This is a genomic window from Nocardia sp. NPDC050175 (assembly GCF_044459885.1).
Taxonomy (GTDB): Bacteria; Actinomycetota; Actinomycetes; order Mycobacteriales; family Mycobacteriaceae; genus Nocardia.
Genome location: NZ_JBITJI010000016.1, coordinates 148,624 through 167,822, shown reverse-complemented (window position 1 = coordinate 167,822; position 19,199 = coordinate 148,624). Strand labels below are relative to the sequence as shown.

Annotated in this window: 17 protein-coding genes; 15 read left to right on the top strand and 2 right to left on the bottom strand. The window is 64.0% G+C overall.

Annotation, left to right across the window (positions count from 1 at the left end):
- Nucleotides 1-381 precede the first annotated feature (381 nt).
- Nucleotides 382-1,542, bottom strand: a complete 1,161-nt coding sequence (locus ACIBK2_RS39315; RefSeq protein WP_396975213.1) for a diguanylate cyclase domain-containing protein — start codon at nucleotides 1,540-1,542, stop codon at nucleotides 382-384.
- A gap of 221 nt (nucleotides 1,543-1,763) precedes the next feature.
- Here ACIBK2_RS39315 and ACIBK2_RS39310 point away from each other — a divergent pair, with 221 nt between their 5' ends.
- Both ACIBK2_RS39310 and ACIBK2_RS39305 read left to right on the top strand, forming a co-directional pair.
- Complete coding sequence (locus tag ACIBK2_RS39310) at nucleotides 1,764-2,675, top strand: Fic family protein (RefSeq protein WP_396975212.1); 912 nt, start codon at nucleotides 1,764-1,766, stop codon at nucleotides 2,673-2,675.
- Nucleotides 2,676-2,916: 241 nt separating this feature from the next.
- Nucleotides 2,917-3,804: a YceI family protein gene (locus ACIBK2_RS39305; protein ID WP_396975210.1), complete on the top strand. Its 888-nt coding sequence runs from the start codon at nucleotides 2,917-2,919 to the stop codon at nucleotides 3,802-3,804.
- On the opposite strand, the gene ACIBK2_RS39300 is transcribed toward ACIBK2_RS39305, so the two are convergent.
- Nucleotides 3,714-3,998 carry a hypothetical protein gene (locus ACIBK2_RS39300; RefSeq protein ID WP_396975208.1) on the bottom strand — a complete coding sequence of 95 codons (285 nt, stop codon included), beginning with the start codon at nucleotides 3,996-3,998 and terminating at the stop codon, nucleotides 3,714-3,716. The genes ACIBK2_RS39305 and ACIBK2_RS39300 overlap by 91 nt on opposite strands.
- 447 nt (nucleotides 3,999-4,445) lie before the next feature.
- Between ACIBK2_RS39300 and ACIBK2_RS39295 the strand changes: the two genes are divergently transcribed.
- The 13 genes from ACIBK2_RS39295 (at nucleotide 4,446) to ACIBK2_RS39235 (ending at nucleotide 19,023) form a co-directional block, all read left to right on the top strand.
- The gene (locus tag ACIBK2_RS39295; protein ID WP_396975206.1) at nucleotides 4,446-6,494 is read left to right on the top strand and encodes a lipoxygenase family protein; all 2,049 of its coding nucleotides are present in this window, start codon (nucleotides 4,446-4,448) and stop codon (nucleotides 6,492-6,494) included.
- Nucleotides 6,495-6,506: 12 nt separating this feature from the next.
- Entirely contained in the window at nucleotides 6,507-7,646 is a 1,140-nt protein-coding gene (locus ACIBK2_RS39290; RefSeq protein ID WP_396975204.1) for a YncE family protein, read from the top strand.
- Between the two features lie 42 nt (nucleotides 7,647-7,688).
- Complete coding sequence (locus ACIBK2_RS39285; protein WP_396975202.1) at nucleotides 7,689-8,465, top strand: acyl-[acyl-carrier-protein] thioesterase; 777 nt, start codon at nucleotides 7,689-7,691, stop codon at nucleotides 8,463-8,465.
- A 6-nt stretch (nucleotides 8,466-8,471) separates the two neighbouring features.
- Nucleotides 8,472-9,626, top strand: a complete 1,155-nt coding sequence (locus ACIBK2_RS39280; RefSeq protein ID WP_396975200.1) for a hypothetical protein — start codon at nucleotides 8,472-8,474, stop codon at nucleotides 9,624-9,626.
- 608 nt (nucleotides 9,627-10,234) lie between these two features.
- Nucleotides 10,235-12,292: an N-6 DNA methylase gene (locus ACIBK2_RS39275; protein WP_396975198.1), complete on the top strand. Its 2,058-nt coding sequence runs from the start codon at nucleotides 10,235-10,237 to the stop codon at nucleotides 12,290-12,292.
- Between the two features lie 828 nt (nucleotides 12,293-13,120).
- The gene (locus ACIBK2_RS39270; RefSeq protein WP_396975196.1) at nucleotides 13,121-13,345 is read left to right on the top strand and encodes a hypothetical protein; all 225 of its coding nucleotides are present in this window, start codon (nucleotides 13,121-13,123) and stop codon (nucleotides 13,343-13,345) included.
- A gap of 73 nt (nucleotides 13,346-13,418) precedes the next feature.
- Complete coding sequence (locus ACIBK2_RS39265) at nucleotides 13,419-13,991, top strand: flavoprotein (protein ID WP_396975194.1); 573 nt, start codon at nucleotides 13,419-13,421, stop codon at nucleotides 13,989-13,991.
- A complete protein-coding gene (locus ACIBK2_RS39260; RefSeq protein ID WP_396975193.1) occupies nucleotides 13,967-14,845 on the top strand; it encodes a hypothetical protein in 879 nt (292 codons plus the stop codon). Before ACIBK2_RS39265 ends, ACIBK2_RS39260 begins: the two co-directional genes overlap by 25 nt.
- A gap of 43 nt (nucleotides 14,846-14,888) precedes the next feature.
- A complete protein-coding gene (locus tag ACIBK2_RS39255; RefSeq protein ID WP_396975192.1) occupies nucleotides 14,889-15,926 on the top strand; it encodes a phosphotransferase in 1,038 nt (345 codons plus the stop codon).
- Nucleotides 15,904-16,863, top strand: a complete 960-nt coding sequence (locus ACIBK2_RS39250) for a T3SS effector HopA1 family protein (RefSeq protein WP_396975190.1) — start codon at nucleotides 15,904-15,906, stop codon at nucleotides 16,861-16,863. Before ACIBK2_RS39255 ends, ACIBK2_RS39250 begins: the two co-directional genes overlap by 23 nt.
- Nucleotides 16,864-16,868: 5 nt before the next feature.
- Complete coding sequence (locus tag ACIBK2_RS39245) at nucleotides 16,869-18,041, top strand: hypothetical protein (RefSeq protein WP_396975188.1); 1,173 nt, start codon at nucleotides 16,869-16,871, stop codon at nucleotides 18,039-18,041.
- A complete protein-coding gene (locus ACIBK2_RS39240) occupies nucleotides 18,038-18,487 on the top strand; it encodes a hypothetical protein (RefSeq protein WP_396975187.1) in 450 nt (149 codons plus the stop codon). Before ACIBK2_RS39245 ends, ACIBK2_RS39240 begins: the two co-directional genes overlap by 4 nt.
- Nucleotides 18,484-19,023: a hypothetical protein gene (locus tag ACIBK2_RS39235; protein WP_396975185.1), complete on the top strand. Its 540-nt coding sequence runs from the start codon at nucleotides 18,484-18,486 to the stop codon at nucleotides 19,021-19,023. The genes ACIBK2_RS39240 and ACIBK2_RS39235 overlap by 4 nt, the downstream gene beginning before the upstream one ends.
- The last annotated feature ends 176 nt before the right edge of the window (nucleotides 19,024-19,199 follow it).

Here is a 19,199-nt window from a genome sequence, read left to right as displayed (position 1 = left end):
GCCGAGGAGTTCCCTCGATCGCACCGGGTGCGATCCGACTGTCGATGGTGTGGATCGCGCACGAAGGTGAGCGATGTCCGACACGTGTGTCCTTCACAGGAAACGACACGATCAGCATCATCGATGCGCGCGGCCGGGAAATCGCGGCACACTTCGACGCCGACCGGATGCAGGTAGCGGAGCTCTTGCCGCCGCTGTCGTGACTGATACGAGTCCGACACGAACAGCGGGGGTCTCGTCGCGTCAATTGGTAGACGCGCGGTCATCGGCCCGAGTGCGCGTCGGGAAGTGCTGTCGTCCAACCGGTCTCGTCCACCGAACGCGCGAACGCGCCACCACACTCGCGTTCACCGCCGCGGGCAACCGGGGCAGGACTTACGCCTAAGAGCGGCCTATTGTCCTGAGGCAGAAGTGATGTCGGGTGTCGTGGTCGGTGTGGTCAGTGGTCTCCAGCTCCGCGATCACCACGATGTTGCCGCCCTCGCGTTTTGCTTCATACATCGCGGTGTCGCAGCGGTGCAGGATGCGTCGCATGATTGCCGGATCACGCAGGTCGGTGAGGGGGCACAGGGCCGCGCCGACGCTGGCGGTGACGAGGACCGGCAGCTCTGGCATGGTTTCGATGGCGCCGCGAAGTCGCTCGGCGATCGCGGCGACCGGTTCGTCGCGGCGGCGGCCGAGGACCACGAATTCCTCACCGCCGGTGCGTGCGACGACCGCGTCCGGATCGGCGGCCGAACGTAATCGGTCGGCCACCCGCGCCAGGACCTCGTCGCCGAACGAGTGGCCGAAAGTATCGTTCACGTCTTTGAATCGATCGAGATCCAGTGAGGCTATATAGGCGTATTCCGTTGTGTTCGGGCGGAATACGTAGGACAGGTGGTAATCGAGTCCGCGCCGGTTCAGCAGCATGGTCAACGGGTCGAGTAGCGCGTGCTGACGCCACAGCCAGTGACAGAACTGGACGGTGGGCAGCCCGACCACGTTGAGCGCCACCAGGATCAACATGATCGCTATCGCGAGCCGGACGTCGCCGGCCGCGGCGCCGGTGTGCACGGGGTCGTCGGCCACCAGCAGCACGACGAGCAAGCCGCCCGACGCCAATGACCAGCAGATGTGCAGGCCGAGGATCAGCGGCCCGTGGAAGATCACGAACATGCCGACGACCACCATCAGCGTCGATACGAGGGCGCCGTAGACGCGGTGCTCGGCGGCCAGCGCACCGAAGGTGATGGCGAGATCGGCTCCGGCACACCACAACAGCGCTTCCGCTCGTCTCGGCCAGGGCAACAGCCACCAGCGCAGGGCCCACAGCGCGGTGAGCCCGACGATCAGCCAGCAACCGATCGCGAAGAACGCATTGCGCGGCCCGATATTCGAGATCATGGACACCGCGGTGACCAGGCACATCACCGCACCGCCCGCGCCGATCATCGCCTTGACATAGCGCAGGGCCGAATGGATTTCGAGCACGTCGACCAACCAGTCGTAACCGGCCCGATCGTGCCACCAGCTCCGCATCAGCGATCGGCTGTCGGCCATCGGAAACCACCGCCTTGTTCCGGCAGACACATCGTCCGCCGCTTGTTGTGCACATCACTTCATGTTGAGTAGCTGGATAGTAGCTTCTCTGTAGTTCTTTTCCAATCGGAATCATTGATATGCTTGCATCTTCTGCTTCGGTGGGGCTCCGGGGAGATCGCGCCGACCTGAGTGGATTGCTGAACGGTGGCCGGGTGGCCCCGAGGAGCTTCTCGCCCGAGGTGGGTGAGCTGCTCGATGTCGCATCGGTTCGTTCGTCGATCGCCCGCCACCTCGGCGTGGAGATCGGTGCACTCGCTCCCGCCGACCAGAATGTGGACGGGGTGGTGCAAATGGTGCTCGATGCAACGGTTCATCATGATCAGCCGATGACTGCCGACCGGCTTTTCGGCTGGCATGCCGGACTCTTTCCGACCGGGCATTCCGGCATCTCACGTGTGCGCGTCGGCGGGCGGCGTACCGATGCCACCGGTCCGATGGAAGTGATCTCCGGGGGTTACGGCAGACAGCGTGTGCATTTCGAAGCACCACCAGCCGCGTTACTCGACACCGAAATGCGGCGGTTCCTGGGTTGGTTCAATCGCGATGGACCCGAGCTGCCGATCGTGAAAGCTGGCCTGGCACACCTGTGGTTTGTGACCGTGCACCCCTTCGATGACGGCAACGGGCGTCTCGCCCGCGCGCTCGGCGACTTTTGGTTGGCGCGTGCTGACCGCAGTTCGCTTCGCTTCTATAGTCTTTCAGCGCAAATTCAACGAGATCGCAACGCCTACTACACGATTCTGGAGCGCACCCAGAAGGGCACGCTCGACGTGACCGCATGGCTGCTGTGGTTCCTCGCCGCGATGGAACGCTCGATCGCCCACGCTGACGACACAGTGGACACAGTCCTGGCGAAGACCAGGTTCTGGCGAGATCGGGGCCAGACTTCCATGAATACCCGCCAGATCGCCATGCTCAACCGCCTCCTTGACGGATTCCACGGCAAGCTCACCAGCCGCGAATGGTCGATCATCACGAAGTGCTCACAAGACTCCGCCCTTCGGGATATCAACGAACTCGTCGGGCTCGGCGTCCTGCGACGATCGAACTCCGGCGGTCGAAGTACCTCCTACGAGCTCGTTCAACGCTGAAACAGGGCGCGAATTGCGACATTTCGCCCGCCGTGCATGGTGGTCAACTCCAGCGGTTGCGATGGCAGTTCGCCGAGTTCAGCGACGTTCTGGTCAAAACGCCATTTATGCGCAACAGTTACGTCGAACCGGATCGCGGTCTATTCCGGGTATCCGTGGACGAGCGATTTCTCGGATCCTTCAACTGAAAATCGATGGAACGTTCTGCGTCGCGTTGTAAGCCGGATGAGGAGATAGTCCGATGGAATCAGGGAAATCGTCTGGAACGGTCCGATCTGTGTTGCGCAGGCCGATCGTTTGGATTATTGCTGCGCTGGTGGTGGTCGCGCTCGGCGTAGCCGGGCCCTTCGCCTATCTCCGGATGGTGAGCTCGAACAATCCCAAGGAACTGAGCTTCAGTGACCTGGCGAGCTCGACCGGCGGGCCGCCCAAGGCGACCACGATGCCCGCCGAACTCACGTCGGCCGCCGCCCTCGAGATGCCGACGGTGCCTACGCCGCTATCGTCGGAGCCGCAACCCGTACTGGGAGCGCCGACAGCATCCCCGCCGCCCGGACCTTCCGTGGCCTCGCCGGTATCGGTGACCGGTGAACCTCTGCCACCCAGTAGCCCGATCGCAGGCTCGTGGACCGTCGGTTCCGGCACGGACGCGCGCTGGGCCACCGACGACACGCTGCTTGGCCAGACGACCCGCGTCGTCGGCCGGACCAATGACGTGTCCGGGACCATTCAGATCGATGGCCTGGCAATCACTTCCGGGCGCATCGTGGTCAATATGCAAACCGCGGTCTGCAACTGCATGCACGACTCGGCCTACAACGAGATGCTCGAGACGGCGAAGTTCCCGACTGCGACGTTCGTGCTGACCTCGCCGATTGTCTTCCCGTCGGTTCCGGCATCCGGCTCCGTCTCCAGCGTCCCGGCTGCTGGTCAGTTCACGATTCACGGCGTCACCCGCGACGTGAGCTTTACGTTCGAGACGACACAGGTCGGTGCGAGGTTGGCGTTCAAGGCCGAGATTCCGGTCGAGCCGGCCGACTACAGCATCCAGCCGCCGATCAGCAATAACCCGCTGGCGAGCATCGGCAACACCGCAATCGAACTGCTGATCGCCTTCGACCGCAGCTGATCGGGTCCGGCCAGTTCCGGCCGGTCGCGCAGTCGTGCCCACTGGCCGGGATGGTCGGCGAACAGCCGAATGCCTTGTGCGAGTTGGCTTTGTGCGGTGTCCATGCCGCCGGCGAGCGCAGTGAGCACCAGGTTCACGCACTCGTCGTAGGAGAGCTGAGCGACGCCGTGTGCTGCGGTCGCGCGTGCTGGCACGTGCGCTGAGCGATCCAGCGTGCGGAGATATCGATGCCTGGACTTGCCGGATGACGCGACAGAAGGGTTGCGAGGGGTTCTCACATTAAATAGCTAAAAGATTGCTATTGATGGTAGAGAATTGCATCTACGGAAAATCCGAATCGAATGCGATGTGCCGGTTGATTCACCGTACTCCATCGGATCGAATTAATTGCTATAGGTTCGACCTTCAATATAGATGCAGGTCAACTGACCAATTCCGCCATCGCCAGACTCCGCCTGCTTGTTACATCTCACAAAAGCGAAAGTGATTCATTTCACAGAAACTTGGCCGATGAAACCTCCATAGTTAACGTTGCTGCAATGTTGCTGAATGAGGGTTCGGGCGGCCCTGACCGATTCGACCAACCTTCGACAAATCGACAGGGCGCATCCAGGTCGACGATGGATCGCAGGAAATTCTTCATGGCATCGGCGCTGGTCGCCGGAGTACCTGTGGCGGCTACCCTGGGGTCGCCAGCGAACGCTGCTCCACTGTTCAACCTGCCGTTGCCGTTCGGCGATCCGGCGGGCCCAGGATCGGTGAATCCCTTACTGCCGCAACATGAGGTGGATCCGGCAGGCCGTGCATCCGAACTCGGCCGCCTGCAATCGAAGTACGTATGGACCGAAGACGCCAACTTCGTGCACGGCGTTCCGATGGCCGCATCCCTATCGATCGAGGACAACCCGACTCTCGAATGGTTCGTGCTGGTGATCGACGAGCACTACCAGGTCATCTCCAACATCGCGCTAGCGCTGACCAGGCATTTCGACCATCTGATCGGTGACATGCTGCAGCCGTTGGTGGATCAACTGTTCGGCCTGAAGGCTACGGTCGACAATGTTGTCCGCATCGTGGCCCCGGTCCTGGAAAGCCCGGTGGCCTATCCGCTCGATCCGCCGGCGCGCGCGGGCGAGTACCTGCTCACCGAGACGGTGCAGACCGTACTCCGCACCCTCGATCAGATTCGTGACGATCTGTTCACGACGCTGCGAAAGATGTTCAGCAGCCCCGGTTTAGGAAACTTCGGCACCGTGGACGGGGTGGAGCGATACCGGAATTTGTACGCCACCATCCCGGTGCCGGAAATCGCCGACCGCCTCCACGACGACATGGTTTTCGCGCGGATGCGGGTCGCGGGGCCGAATCCGATGGCGTTGCGGCAGGTGCGCGGCGCCGTGCCCGCGAATTTTCCGCTCGACAACAAGGGCTACCAGTCGGTGATGGGATCCGGCGACAGCCTGAGTGCGGCGATCTCGCAGGGGCGGCTGTACCTGGTCGACTACGCGGTGCTCGGCTCGGCCGCATCGGAGTCCGCGACGTACAAATTGCTCACCGGACCGGGGTACAACACCGCGCCGATGGCGGCCTTCGCCGTCCCGATCGGTGGCGGAGAGCTGGAACCGGTAGCGATCCAATGCGGTCAGGACCCCGCGAAACATGTCCTGTTCCTGCGCCCGGACGCCGGTGATGCCGACCGCTATTGGGGCTGGCAGATGGCGAAAACGGTGCTGCAGACCGCGGATTTCAACCACCACGAAATGCACTCGCACCTGGGACGGACCCACCTGGTGACCGAGGCGTTCTGTGTGGCCACCCGTCGGCAGCTGGCCGCCAACCATCCACTGAGCGTCCTGTTGACGCCGCACTTCGAGGGCCTGCTGTACATCAATAAATTCGCCACTTATCTCATCTTGGCCCCGGAGCTCACCGGCGATCTGATTCTCGCGCCCGTGCTCGAGGACACTATTGCCAGCGCCGGCCGGGCTCGTTTGAGCTGGGACTTCTACGCGGAAATGCCGCATCGTGAGTTTGCCGAGCGCGGCGTCGATGACGCTCACCTGCCGTTCCCGTACCGAGACGACGCCTTGTTGATCTGGGATGTCATCCATGAGTGGGCGGACAGCTATGTGCGCACCTACTACGGGGCCGACGGCGATGTGCGCGATGATTTCGAACTGGTCGCGTGGGCTGACGAGATCGCTCAGGTGGGAAAGGTCAGAGGTTTCCGGCGAATCGACAGCGTCGATCAGCTGGTCGAGGTCGTGACAATGATCGTCTTCCTTGCCAGCGCTCAGCACGCCGCGGTCAACTTCCCGCAGAAAGACTTCATCGAGTACATGCCGTTCTACAGCGGCATGACCGCTGCACCCGCGCCGTCCGACCCGGCCGGGCATACCGAATCCGACTGGATTCGAATGTTGCCCTCGCTGCTGACCTCGATTGCCCAGCTCTATCTTTTCGATGTTCTCGGCAGCGTCCACTACCGGCCGCTCGGCGACTACCGCACGAACACCTTTCCTTTCGCGAACGCGATCAACGATCCCCGGATCGCCGGTCCCGGTGGCCCGTTGGATCGGTTTCGCGCGGCACTACGCGACGCCGAGGCCACGATCAACGACCGTAACTCGCAGCGCGAGCCATACACCTATCTGCTGCCGAGCACGATCCCGACCAGCACCAATATCTAGGAGCAAGGCTGTATGAAAACTCTTGCCCGTCTTGGCATCTCGGCGATGCTGGCGCTGTGTGTCGCAGCAGGCACCGCCCATCCCGCGCCGCCAGAGGACCACACCGCACCGCCACAGGGACCAGCGGGTGAGCTGTACCTGCCCGAGGTGCAGAACAACACCGTCGCTGTGATCGACACCGCGACCAATACCGTCAAGCAGCGGATACCGACGGGACCGGCGACCAAACCCGGCGTCTTGGCGGCGACCCAGGATGGCAAGAAGGTCTATGTCGACAACTTCGGGTTCACGCCCCCGAGTGTCACCACTATCGACCGGCCGTCGAACACCACCAGGTCCATTCCGGTCGAGAGTCCGCCGCTGGGCATCTTCGCGTCGCACGATGGAAAAGAGATCTTCGTGCCCGAAGTGGGCTTTGTGATCGAGGTGCTCGACGTTGCCACCGATACGATTGTGCGACGCTTCCGTTTCCCGGATCTGGCAACCGGACGCTTTCCCGACATTCCGGCGGGCGCCATCCAGGGGCCGGACGGCCTGCTCTACGTCGGTTTCATGAACAGCGGCATGATCGAAGCCATCGATCCGAGCACCGGCGCGGTCGTCCGGCCGCCGTTGATCCTCGGTGGCATCGGCACGTTCTGGTACACCTTCAGCAGAGACGGCGCCAAACTCTATGCCAACTCGATCAATACGGTCAGCGTCATAGATCTGCGGAACTGGCGTGTCACCAAGCTGATCCACACCAGTGCGGACGGCAACTACTACCCGGGCAATCCCGGGGCGTTCGTCTCGACGCTCACTCCGGACGGCAGCAAGTTGTATGTCACGGTGTTCGGCGGCAAAGACGTGATGATCATCGATACCGCGAAAGACGAAGTGATCGGACGCATTCCGACCACCGGCGCGTCGACCGCGGTGATGTTCAGCGAAGACGGAACCCGCGGCTACATTTCCGATGTCGGACCGTCGACGAACGCCTACCCGGGCCCGCTGCTGGACCCGCTCTTGTTCGGCAACCTGGTCACCATGGGCGTCGGACTCACCCCGGGGCAGGTGATCGTCTTCGATCCCCGCACGGATCGCATTGTCGGAGACCCGATTCCGACGAAGGTCGGTCCCGGCGTTCCCCTCTGGCTCCCCCTGCTGAATTAGCGTCGCCGCACGTCACCGCACCCACCTACAGAGCGAGGTCAGATGACAAAGCCCGTCGGCATGTTGCCGGATCCACCGTCCGAGAATGCGGGCTACGCGACGCGCTGGCCGGTACGCGCCGGTGACGTCGATCGTAACGGCAGGCTCCGGCTCGACGGCATCGCCCGGTATCTGCAGGACATCGCGTGGGAAGACCTGAACGCCAGCGGCTTCGTCGACTCCGATCCGGCGTGGATCGTGCGACGCACGGTGATCGACGTGATCGAGCCGATCCGGTGGCCCGACCATGTCTCGTTGCGCCGCTGGTGTTCTGGTGTCTCGACCCGATGGGCGAACATGCGGGTTCGCCTCACCAGCGATGCGGGCGGGTTGGTCGAGACCGAGGCGTTCTGGATCAACGTCGACGAAAAGGCAGGCACGACAGCACGAATCAGCGAGGCCGGCTTCGAGCACCTGAGCGCCAGTACCGACGAGCACCGACTGCGCTGGGCCCCGATGCTCGACCGGATGCCTGCGGCGCCGTCGGCGCGCGATCTGGCGTACCAGATCCGGGAGGCGGATATCGATCTGCTGCTGCACATGAACAACGCCATGTACTGGCAGGCCGTCGAGCAGTTCCTGCCCGGCCGTGCCGAACTTCTGGTCGAGCCGTATCGCGCGATTATCGAGTACAACGCGCCCATCACGGCTGATCAGTCCCTGCACATCCGGTCGGAAGACCGCCCGACCGGACTCCACCTGTGGTTCGTCACGGGGGAGAAGTGCAACGCCGCTGTCCACCTCGGCCCGATTCAACACATGTCGGCTAACGCAGAGTGAGTTCTTTTGTTGTTCAAGCACATCCGTAGACGTTCAGCCAGGTCCTTTCGACGCGCGATAGTCCTCATCGCGACCTGCGCGACCTTCGTATTCCTGACCTCCGGTGCCGCACTGGCGAATCCATCGATATCGGGTTCGACCAGCGGTCCGGACGGACCGATCTGGATACCGAACTACGGCACGGGGTCGGTGCTGCGGATCGACCCCGCCACCTCGGCGGTACAGCAGGAAGTACCGCACGTCGGGGACCATCCCATGGTCATCAAGGCCCTGCCCGACGGCTCGCGCATGTTCGTCGGCAACTTCGGCCCGGTCAACCCGTTGACCTGGAGTGTCACGGTGATCGACATGCCGAGCGGCCAAGTCGTCCAACGGATCCCGACGCTCGGTGCGCCATACGCGACCATCATCCTGTCGCGGGACGCCCGCTATCTGTTCGTCCCCACCGCGCTGTCGATGGTGCAGGTGATCGACACCCATACCCTGGAGGTCGTGCGGACGCTACCGGTCGTGTTCCCGCCCGGTCCTGCGCACATCGAGGTATCTCCGGACGGCTCAGAAATTTACGTCATGTCGGCGGCCGGGATCTTGACGAAGTACGACGCCTATACCGGTGCGGTCATCGCCCCGCCGCTGTTTCTCAACGGGGCTGCCCCCGGCTGGGGCGCGCTGTCCGCGGACGGCGAGACGCTGTACGCGATCAACTTCTGGTCTGGTGTCACGATGATCGACGTCCGTACCTGGACGGTACGCAATACCGTAATATTCCCGAACGTCTGGGCGGAACCGATCTCGGCGACCCTGACCCCGGACGGCACCCAGTTGTGGGTGTGCAACTACGGCTCCGACGAAGTGATCATCCTCGACGCCCGGACCGGCGCGGAGCTGAACCGCTTCGCGACCGACGGCGCGGCGGTCTACGCGGGGTTCTCCCCGGACGGCCGAACCGCATACCTATCGATCGTCTCGGATGGCACGCCACTGATCTACTTCAGCCCGCTCGCCGGCTGGTACCACTCCAAACAGAACGCCTGGGATCCGTTCATGGCCAACCTGGCGAACCTCGACACCTCGCTGACCACCTACGACACCGCGACGCTTCAACCAATCCGCTCGTACACGACGAAGGGCGCCTTCGTCGCCGGTGTGTACCCCGGCTGAGCTGTCCACTATCGACCCGGGCCGATGAGCTGTCCGAGAATCGCGAGTGCCAGTGGTACTCGCCGGTCTCGATGCCTTGCTCCGCCTCCTCTCCAGGCGCGGTACTCGCTGAGGTCGCGCCCCTTGTGAGACTGCGTGGGTAGGTTCGTCGGCCGATCGCAGCCGATGCCTGTCTTATAAAATGTGATCCCGGTCACATAGTTGACGACCTCGTCCTTGCTTGTCGGCGTCACCTACCCGTCGTGACCAGCACCCGCCATTTTGGAGCGAACTGCGCACCGCTGCTGCGCAATGTTTCCGGTGGTCAGTGGGCGCTTCCGGCTATCCGTGTTGTGTCGTCGCCGGTGTTATCTTCTACGTAAGAAGGTCTCCTTCCCGGCGAGGCGTGAGCGCCGACAGGGGGCAGGCATATTGCGCAGTGCTACTGCGCAATCGCCACGGGCGAGCGAGTGGGAGTGGTGCAGTGAAAGCGTTCTTCGAGTTGCTGGGGAAGGCAATGGAGAGTACGGGCATGACGTTGCGGCTCAGCCTGTTGATGCTGGTCGCCGCAGGGGCATATTTCATCATCCGTCTGACGTAGGTCGCGTTGGCACGAGGGAGGTTCATGCATGGAATCCGTTGATACGGCGGGCTATACCGCGGACGTCGCCGATCGGCTCTGGCGGGCGTACTCGCCCTTCCAGCGGGGTCGGGACACCTCCAGCGACCTCACAAACATGCTCGCGATCCTGATGCTCGAACGACTCATCGACTCGGCGGGCGAATCGGAGGACGAAGCGGAAGCTACCAGGCGGTGGGCTCGGGCAGTCGAGGATGCCCAACGCGGTGCTTCGCCACTGACCGACTTGCGGGCCGCGATGTACACCGCCAGCATGCATGCGCGCTTCCCAGGTCCTGAGCTGCTCTCTCTCGAAAGCCGGCCGCTCGCTGGTGACCCCGGTTCTGATGACGTCCCGTGGGTGGCCCCGTTCCTCGTCGCGCTGACCGAGCACCCGGCGCCGACCGGGACGGTTCTGCACGAAGTCGGTGAGTTGCTCATAGAGCGTCACGTTCAGGAGAACCCCTATTCAGTGGGGGAGTACCACACACCACGGGGGGTCGTGCGCCTCATCGTGGATCTGGCATCCCCGCAGCCGGGGGACCGAATCCTCGATCCAGCCTGTGGAACCGGTGGCTTTCTCGCTGCCGCAGCGCAGCACATCGCCGCGTCCGGCCGCGTCGACAAGGGATCCTTCGAAGCCCACGCCATGGATCACAGCAATACGCAGCTGGCGGCGATGAACATGGCCCTGCACGGCGTGATTCGGCCCAAGGTCCTTCCCCCCGACCCGTCGGCGCTGTTTCAACATCGGGGCTCCGGACTCGTCGATGTGGTGTTGAGTAATCCGCCGTTCAATCAGCGCATCAAAAACGGCGATCTCCTCGACTTGCCCTTCGGCCCGCCGCCGACGTCGAACGCGAACTTCGCCTGGCTGCAGCTCGCATGGACCCGGCTGAGCGCGAACGGGATGGCGGCAATCCTGATGCCGCCCGCGGCCGCCTGGTCCACAGGCCGGGAGGCACAGATCCGTAGGGAGATGGTCGCCCGAGGCGCGGTCCTCGCGGTTATCGCATTGCCCCCGAATCTCTTTCGTGAGACCTCGATCCCGGTGCATGCCTGGGTACTGGCCCGTGACAAGGCCCACCACCTGCCCGCCGACAAACGAGACGCGGTTCTCTTCATCGACGCCAGCGGCTTGGGCACACAGGTGCCACGGCAACCCCGAACGCTGACGGCAGCGGAATCGAAACGCATCAGTAGTCGATTCCTGGAGTGGCCGTTGTCGCCTCCGACGGCGTCAGATGAACCGGGGTTCTCTCGTTCGGTCACCCATGAAGAGATTCTCGAGAACGGCGGAAACCTCGATCCACGGCTCTATGCCGAGAACACGCGAGCGGAGCCGTCGACGGCTCCGGGACTTGGACAGCTGCCCGACGAGCTTGTTCGGCGCGATGAGACGGCATCTCGCTTGTTGATCGAAGTCCGAGATATCTTCGGTGCCGGCGGCCCATTGACCGCTGACGGCATCGAGTTTCCACGCGCGGCGCTCCGGAACATCGTGCGCGGCGGATCACTCCTCGCTGGTCCCTCCGGAAGTCTCATCCGCGCGGAGGACTATGTGGGTACCGACGGCATTCCAGTGGTCATGCCGAAGGACCTGACCGACACCGGCTTCAATGAAGAGCACATCAGATACATCGCCCAGCGGCAGGCCGAGGGCCTGGAACGCTTCCGTCTTCGCCGCGGTGACATCGTCATGGCTCGCCGCGGCGAGCTGGGGCGATGCGCAGTGGCTCACGCTGAGCAGCAGGGCTGGGTCTGCGGAACCGGCTGCTTCGTGCTCCGGCTCCCGGCCACGTTGGATGCTGACTATCTCGCGGCCTATCTGCGCAGCCCAATGGCGCGCGAATGGCTGGATAGTCATTCCACGGGAGGTATGAGCATGAAGACCATTTCGCTCAGTGTCCTGGGCAACCTGCCGGTCGTCGTGCCTGACCTCGATGTGCAGCGAGCGATCGCGGAGTCGATGGCGCGGTTGGCTGCGGCCGAGCGGCTGCTGCAGGAGCAACTCGAACTGATGCAGGAGATCCGTCGCACCGCACTGGTCGGGCTCTTGCAGAAGTAGGTCAGCAGAGTCGGCCGCCGAGTTCCGCCATGGCGGGTCACGTACGGGGCCTTCGTTCGCCGGCCGGTGGTGTGGTCGGCGAATCCGCCTCGGCGTGACTGCTTTTGGGTGAAGTTGCGGTCGGGGGTTTCGCGGACGGGGCCGGAAGTCGGCCGCTTCGGCTGCCTCGTGCACGGTGAGACATGTTGGGGCGGAGCCGTGTTCGGGGCTGTGCACTGCCGTTGACCTGCGGCGTTGCGACGGTTGAGGATTGCGGGAAAAAAGTTTGAACTTTGATGGAACCGATTGCCGCCTGATTGCGTCATTACAAGTGTCACAACAGAACTCAGCAGTGGGGACCACATGCAACGCAGCCACCATAAAGCCGCTCGGCCGCTCGGGTCGTCGCGACAGCCGGAGCTTGCCACGCGGCGAGATACCGGTGGCGGTTGCTTGTGCCATGCCGACGGGATCGGTGTGGCTCCGTGGGGTCGGGTAATCATGCCCGGACAATCCAAAACAACTGCGGGATTTGACATTTCACAATCGGCTGCTAGCGTACAGAATCAGTAGAAACTCCGATCGAAGCCGGGGAAGGGCTCGGTCGGACATCAAGACTCTAGGGGAAGAATCTTTAGTGGTGGGGAATTCATGTATAGGCCCTTGACCGCCTATTATTCTTGATTTCCGCGTCGACACTCGCCTCGATCCGGCCGAGTGCTGCGGAATCTATTTTTCATCGATCGTTCGGAGAATCCGAATTGATCATTTCGGGGTTCCTGGCTGCCCATAATCAGCCTCGCAATCATCCGTGAGCAATTCTCGCGGATTCAAAGAAATGGAGTAACAATGTCCAGTCTGGCCACTTCCTACAAGGCGTACACCACCGACGACGAGATGGATACCGCCTCGATCTTCGGCGCCTCGGCCCCCGCGACCACGCCGTTGACACCCGAGCTCGCGGTGGTGCTGATCCGCGCGACCCTGATCGCGCAGAAGTCGTCGCAGCAGTGCGCCATCGTGGTCGCGGGCGGTACGCCGAACGTCGCGAACTCGATCCGCCGCGTCTGCTGATTCGGCCGAATACCAAGGTGGGCAGGCTCCGTACGCGGAGCCTGCCCGCTATACCAACGACCAGCAGGAGACCATGGTGAAATTTCTGCTTTATGTGACCGGCGCTGCCGCAGCAGCATTGACGCCATTGAACCTGTTGACCTTCGACGCACTCAGACCCGACGACGAACTCAGGGTCGTATTGAGCAGGACCGCGGAAACATTCGTCACCACACGAACCTGCGCCGCCGGTAATCGGACCGTTTCGCGTGATTGCTGGGAAACCGACGAAGCAGTCCATCTCCCTTTCGCCGCCTGGCCCGACGTTGTCATCGTCTACCCGGCGACGCTCGATTTCCTGGGGCGATTGCGTTCCGGTGTCACCAATACGCCGATGATGCTCGCATTACAGTGCACGGCTGCCGCGGTATATCTCTGTCCGGCGCTGCCGCCAGGTGCCGAGAACTCCCCGGCCTTTCGTGCCGTCCAGGAATTCGCGGCCCAGCATTCGCAATATCGTCTGGTCGACACCGCTCCCGGCTACAGCCTCGCCATGAACGCCGACGCCGGCCGCGCACCCGCCGCGTTCGCAGAAGTTCTCGAGCTCTGCGGCGCACAACCCACGCGTGCGGAGGCGGTCCGATGGACGGCGACTGCCTCGACGTGACACTGACCAGTGTGCTCGCCACCACGGTGCAGCGGATGGATACGCGAACTCACCGAATTCACCAGGTGCGCTTCGATGTTCCGATCCATTCGCCGGCGATCGGCTTCGCCGCGGCGAAGCTGACGGGCGCACGCTATTCGGTGGCCGCCGAAGCTGAGCCCGGCTCGATCGTCCACGTCACGCCGAGCGATATGCGCACCGCGCTCGATATCACCTCGGACAGCGCGGCGCGGCACTGCTTCCAGCAACTGCTCGAGGCGATTTCGGGCATACACGCCGTCGGCGTTCCGCCGGTGGGCACGCTGCCCGCGCGTCCGCCCTGGATCATTCGGCTGACCAGGTACCTCGAAGCCGAGGAGCAGCGCGACCAGGACATCCTGGCCCAGGCGACCTCGAACACGTTGCGGCAACACCTTTTCGCCGTCCTCCGGCGGGCGGGTGACGGCACGAAGTTCGTGATCCACGGCGCTCCGTCGCTGGCCGCGACCTATTACCGGGACGGCGATGTCTGTGTGCTCGTCGGCGCGGATCTCGCGTCGGCCCGCCCGGAGCTCGACTGGGGATATCTGCTCGGCGAACTGGGTGAGCTCGCATCCACCGGCGGTTACCCGGCCGCGCGCTACGCCGCGGCATCGATGGATGTGCTGCTGTCGACGATCCGCGATCGCGGCCTGGACGTGAACTACGTCAACGAGGTGGCAATCGCGAAACGCTTTCTGCACCTCGTCGACTATCAGAACACCTGCCGCATGTACGAGATGCCCGTTCCGAATGTCGAGAAGCTGCAAGAGACCCTCGCCGAACTGGCCAACCTAGTCGAATGGGCTGAACATGCACCAACACAGAATCGATGACTACCCCACCGTTCGAGAATTCCTGCATACGCTCGGGATCACGGTGGACGCTGAGAGCGCACAACGGCATCCCAGCCGCAATCCCTGCTGGCGCGGCCGATCCTCGGACGGCGCGGCCGTTTTCGTGAAATTCGAGAACACGGTGGCCGGTATCGGCCTGAAAACCGATGGCACGCGGACGTTCTATCAGCTGCGCGCCGAGCACCACCGCATGCGCGCCGCCGTATCGACGCTCGAGCCGACCGCCGTCTCGCCCGATGGCATGGTGCAGATATATCCTTGGCGCACACCGCTTTCCCACTCCGAGAGTCTGGTCAGCGGGGAGCTGGATCCGCGAGTCGTCGAGGCGATCGCCCGCGACATCGCCCGCCTGCACGGTGTGGAAGCCGAACTGTGCACCGGCGTCCCGGTGACCGACGCGGAGCCGATTCCGGGCGGCTATGGCGTTCCGTCGCTGCCGATCGAGGTCGTTCCCGGGCTTTCCGGTGCGCAGCTCGCCGTGTGGGGACTGCTGCACGGCGACGACGAACTGCTCGACCAGGCGCGTGCGACGGTGCTGGCGCCGTCGGACGGCACCGATCGGACGTTCATCCACGGCGATCTGCGGCTGGATCAGATCCTGCTGGCCGAGGCCGGCGAGCAGGCGCCCGCATCGATCATCGACTGGGAATCGTTCGGCTACGGTGACCCGGCGCGAGACACCGGAACATTCATCGGCAACATCCTCAACGTTGTCCTGATGAAGGAGATACTCGCGACGAAACGCCGTGGCAGGCAGGCCGATTGGCAGGAGGCGATCCAGCGCGGCCTCGATCTCGCGCGCCCGCTACTCGTCGCCTTTCTCGCTGCCTACCGCGCCGAGGCCGACCTGGCCGAGCTCGACATGAAAGATCATGTCCGGCGCGCGCTTCGGTTCGCGGGCTGGCATCAGTTCGACCGCATGCTCGCGACCGCGGAGGAGGCCGCGATCATCACGCCACTCGCGAAAGCACTCGCCGGCGTCGGGCGCGCCTTTGTCCTACAACCCGATGAGGCCGACAAGGAGTGGGGGCTGTCCGATGCCTACACAAGTGCTCACTGAGCCGCGTGCCCTGGTGCACGCGGTGGACTTGGCGCACACCGCCGTGTCCGAGATCGTCGAGACGACGTTCGACGACGACAAGCTCTCGCTCACCTATCGAGGCAGAAAGCTCGACGGGTCGGTCACCGAGGTCACGGATCTGCTCGCGGAATGCCTGTACGCCACGCTGCACGCGAAGTATCTCGAGGTATTCGACGACTCCGCCGCAGCCGAATTTCGTCCGCGCAGTGAGCGTTTGACCGCCGCGCTCGGAGATGTCTTCCGGGACAGGCTCTTCCCGCTGACCATGCCGGTGCACCACGCGACCGAGACCGGGCCGGTGATTCTGTGGCATCGCGGACTGAAGGTCCACTGCCCACCGGATCGCCTGACCGAGGTCACCCCGGCGGGCGACCGCGCGGTGCTTGTCGAACACTATTCCGCCGCAGTGTCTCCCGGCTTTTACTACGTCTTCGGCCAGGGCGCGCTGGACGACGTGCAGCACTACGGGGAGCGCACCTACGTCTCGGTGCCCGATCCGGCCGATATCGTCACGCTCGCGCCGGTGCTCGTCACCGAACTCGACCGCCTGAACACGAAATATCACGTCAAGTTCCTCACCGAGGAGTCCACGTATCCGCGCACCGACACCGTCGCCATCTACCACGACAGCCCGCAACAGCTGAACGAAGCGGTCATCACCGCGGTCGCCGGGACGGCACTGGCCACCGGGGCCGTCTCCGACTACTGCCTCGAAATCGGTCCTGGCATCGGCCGAGCGCAGGAGCCCGTCGGGCGCTACGGCCGGGGCCGGAGCTTCGGCCAGCATCGGTCGGGGATGCTGGCCGACGCGATCGTGCACACCCTGGTGACGGACGACGACTTGGCGACCACTTGCCTGCGCCTCGCCGCGGAATATCACGTCGATCCCGAGTGCCTCGCGCTCAACCGCGGGTGATTCCCGTGGTGCTGTCACAGCCGGCCGCGGCGGCCGAGCTCCCGCGGCTCAGTTCCGCTGTCTCGATCGTCATGCCCGGGGGCTATCGCGACGACGAGCGTCTCGGCATAGACGGTTTCGCGCATCTGCGCGAGCACATGGCGTTGCGGGCGATGGATGCTGCGATCGCCCCCGCGCGCGTGCTGAGTCGCTCGGCGCGAACATTGCGGACGACGACCGAGTTCGATCTCGTCGTGCACGGCGGTCGCGGCCTCGACACCGCTGTGCTGCCGGATGCGCTGACAGCGCACCTGGACTCCGGCCATCGTGGCGAAATCGCCGCCATCGCCACCGAACTGCGGGACGCTCGGGAAGATTCGTCGGCCGTCGTCGTGGACGACGCACTGCCGCGAGCGCTCGGCTGGTCGAGCGGCTGGGGCTACGGCGATCCGGCTCAGCTGGCACAGTTGAGCTCCCGCGATCTGCGGCTGCTCATCGAGCAGTCATGGCACGGCAGCCGGCCGCTGGTATCGGAGGTACCCATCGCGGCGCTCGCGGATCGCTGGCCCGACCCGGCCGCCCCGGCGCCTGAGCCGAGCACCTCCGCTGACGACATCGCGGTCCGATCGGGCCCGGCGGTGTCCGAACCGGACCAGGAATTCCGCACCGCGGCGATCGGCTGGACCGTGGCTTACCGCGCGCCTCGGTGGATCACGATCCTGGACGACTGCCTCCGGTACGTGCTGTCCTACGCCGCACCGCGAGTGCGCCACACCTTCCCCAACCTGGCGATTCGGCTGCGCCCCGGGCAATTCGGTGAGCGCTATACCGCGGCCGACGCCGAGCTCGTGGTCGGCTTGGTCACCACCCGGCAAGGCACGGAGCACACCACCGTGCTGCGGGACTACCTCGAAACGCTGTTCCGGACGGCTCGGCTGCTACTCGAAGCAGAGGTGATACCGGTGGCGCACCTCGACATTCGGTCCCGCCTCGAGGCCGTGCAGCACAGCGGCGAACCACAGCAGCGTGCGCGGTGGCAGAGCCGCGCGGCCTTCCTCGGCCTTGGTGATAACCATCCCTTTCTGCGACACCCTGCGGAGACAGCGTTCAGTCCGCGCGCGGATTCGGCCCGGCTGCTCGCATTGCTGGAAGCCGCGACCGGCCACCTCATCGTTGGGCCCGAGCCGTGCGCATCGTGACGATAGCGTCGCGGCAGCCTTGGGTGGAGGCGCGATTCGGTATTCGTTTCCACGGGTTGGCCACCGCGACCACGTTGGCGAACGCGGCCGATCTCGCGCTGCGGGAGACGGCCGGGCGTGCTGGGCCTACCAATTGGTTGCTGGACAACGGATGCCAAGTCGCGCATCGCATCTCGGCCGTCGAGAGCATCCTCTCGGCGAGTTGTCTTGCCGAACCGTGCATTATCGAACCGCTCGCGCGTCTCGCGACCATCCACGACGCGATCGTCGCCGGGTATCTGAACGCCGAAAGATGTGGCGCAGCGCTCGAACTGCGAGATCGCGTGGTCGCCGAGGCGGCCGGTACGGCGGACCGGCCCGACGCACCGGCGAACTACTTGGTGATCAGCGGCCCGGTCGGCATCGTCGCCGACTGCGTGGCAGGCATCGAGCGGAGAAACCGATGACGCGGGCGCATATCGTCGCCGCGGCGCCGCTCACCGAATGCGCCTGTCGTTCTGGCCGGGTTCGGCTGCTTCAGCTCGCACTCGACGTGGACAGGCACCGGTGGCGCGAGCTGCTGGCGGCGGAATTGCGGTCGCTCGACGTGCAACTGCACACGGCTGCCATGGAATGGGTTGAGCAGCATGATATTTCCGTTCTGGTAGTCGAGCTGCGCGTCGAGCACGGAGCGGTGCGTAGTGAGCTGATCGAGGCCGTCGTGTGGCGCGTAATCGAGCGGATGCGAACCGCGGCCGCGACAACCGCGGAAAATGTGCTTCATTCGAAGAATGTATTGATGTCGACCATGGAACGCGATGTCGCCGATCTTTCCCGCTATGTCGACGCCGTCATGGCAAGCCTGCTCGACCACGGCTCGACAGCGGTTCCGAAAACAATGGTGGCGGAGGCGGAATCGATGACTCCCGCTGAAATCGGTCAAGGGATTGCGCGGCTCCTCGCCCCCGCGAACGTCCGGTGGGATTATGTGGTCACGCCATAGTCCGGAATGCACTACCGATAGCGTCACCCGGCCGATGCCTCCGGAGTCGCAAGCCATCCGTCTGAGCATGAATTATGCAGGGTATCAACACATTCCAACCCAGGACCATGGACGCCTGCCGCACCGCCCCGACCAGCGACCCCGCCCCGTGTTGACCCGCCCCGCGCCGTATGCTG

Excerpts from the sequence above, each read along its gene's own strand:
- ACIBK2_RS39315 (WP_396975213.1), bottom strand. The coding sequence starts at position 1,542 with ATGGCCGACAGCCGATCGCTGATGCGGAGCTGGTGGCACGATCGGGCC.
- ACIBK2_RS39305 (WP_396975210.1), top strand. The coding sequence starts at position 2,917 with ATGGAATCAGGGAAATCGTCTGGAACGGTCCGATCTGTGTTGCGCAGG.
- ACIBK2_RS39295 (WP_396975206.1), top strand. The coding sequence starts at position 4,446 with ATGGCATCGGCGCTGGTCGCCGGAGTACCTGTGGCGGCTACCCTGGGG.
- ACIBK2_RS39290 (WP_396975204.1), top strand. The coding sequence starts at position 6,507 with ATGAAAACTCTTGCCCGTCTTGGCATCTCGGCGATGCTGGCGCTGTGT.
- ACIBK2_RS39285 (WP_396975202.1), top strand. The coding sequence starts at position 7,689 with ATGACAAAGCCCGTCGGCATGTTGCCGGATCCACCGTCCGAGAATGCG.
- ACIBK2_RS39275 (WP_396975198.1), top strand. The coding sequence starts at position 10,235 with ATGGAATCCGTTGATACGGCGGGCTATACCGCGGACGTCGCCGATCGG.
- ACIBK2_RS39270 (WP_396975196.1), top strand. The coding sequence starts at position 13,121 with ATGTCCAGTCTGGCCACTTCCTACAAGGCGTACACCACCGACGACGAG.
- ACIBK2_RS39265 (WP_396975194.1), top strand. The coding sequence starts at position 13,419 with ATGGTGAAATTTCTGCTTTATGTGACCGGCGCTGCCGCAGCAGCATTG.
- ACIBK2_RS39260 (WP_396975193.1), top strand. The coding sequence starts at position 13,967 with ATGGACGGCGACTGCCTCGACGTGACACTGACCAGTGTGCTCGCCACC.
- ACIBK2_RS39250 (WP_396975190.1), top strand. The coding sequence starts at position 15,904 with ATGCCTACACAAGTGCTCACTGAGCCGCGTGCCCTGGTGCACGCGGTG.
- ACIBK2_RS39235 (WP_396975185.1), top strand. The coding sequence starts at position 18,484 with ATGACGCGGGCGCATATCGTCGCCGCGGCGCCGCTCACCGAATGCGCC.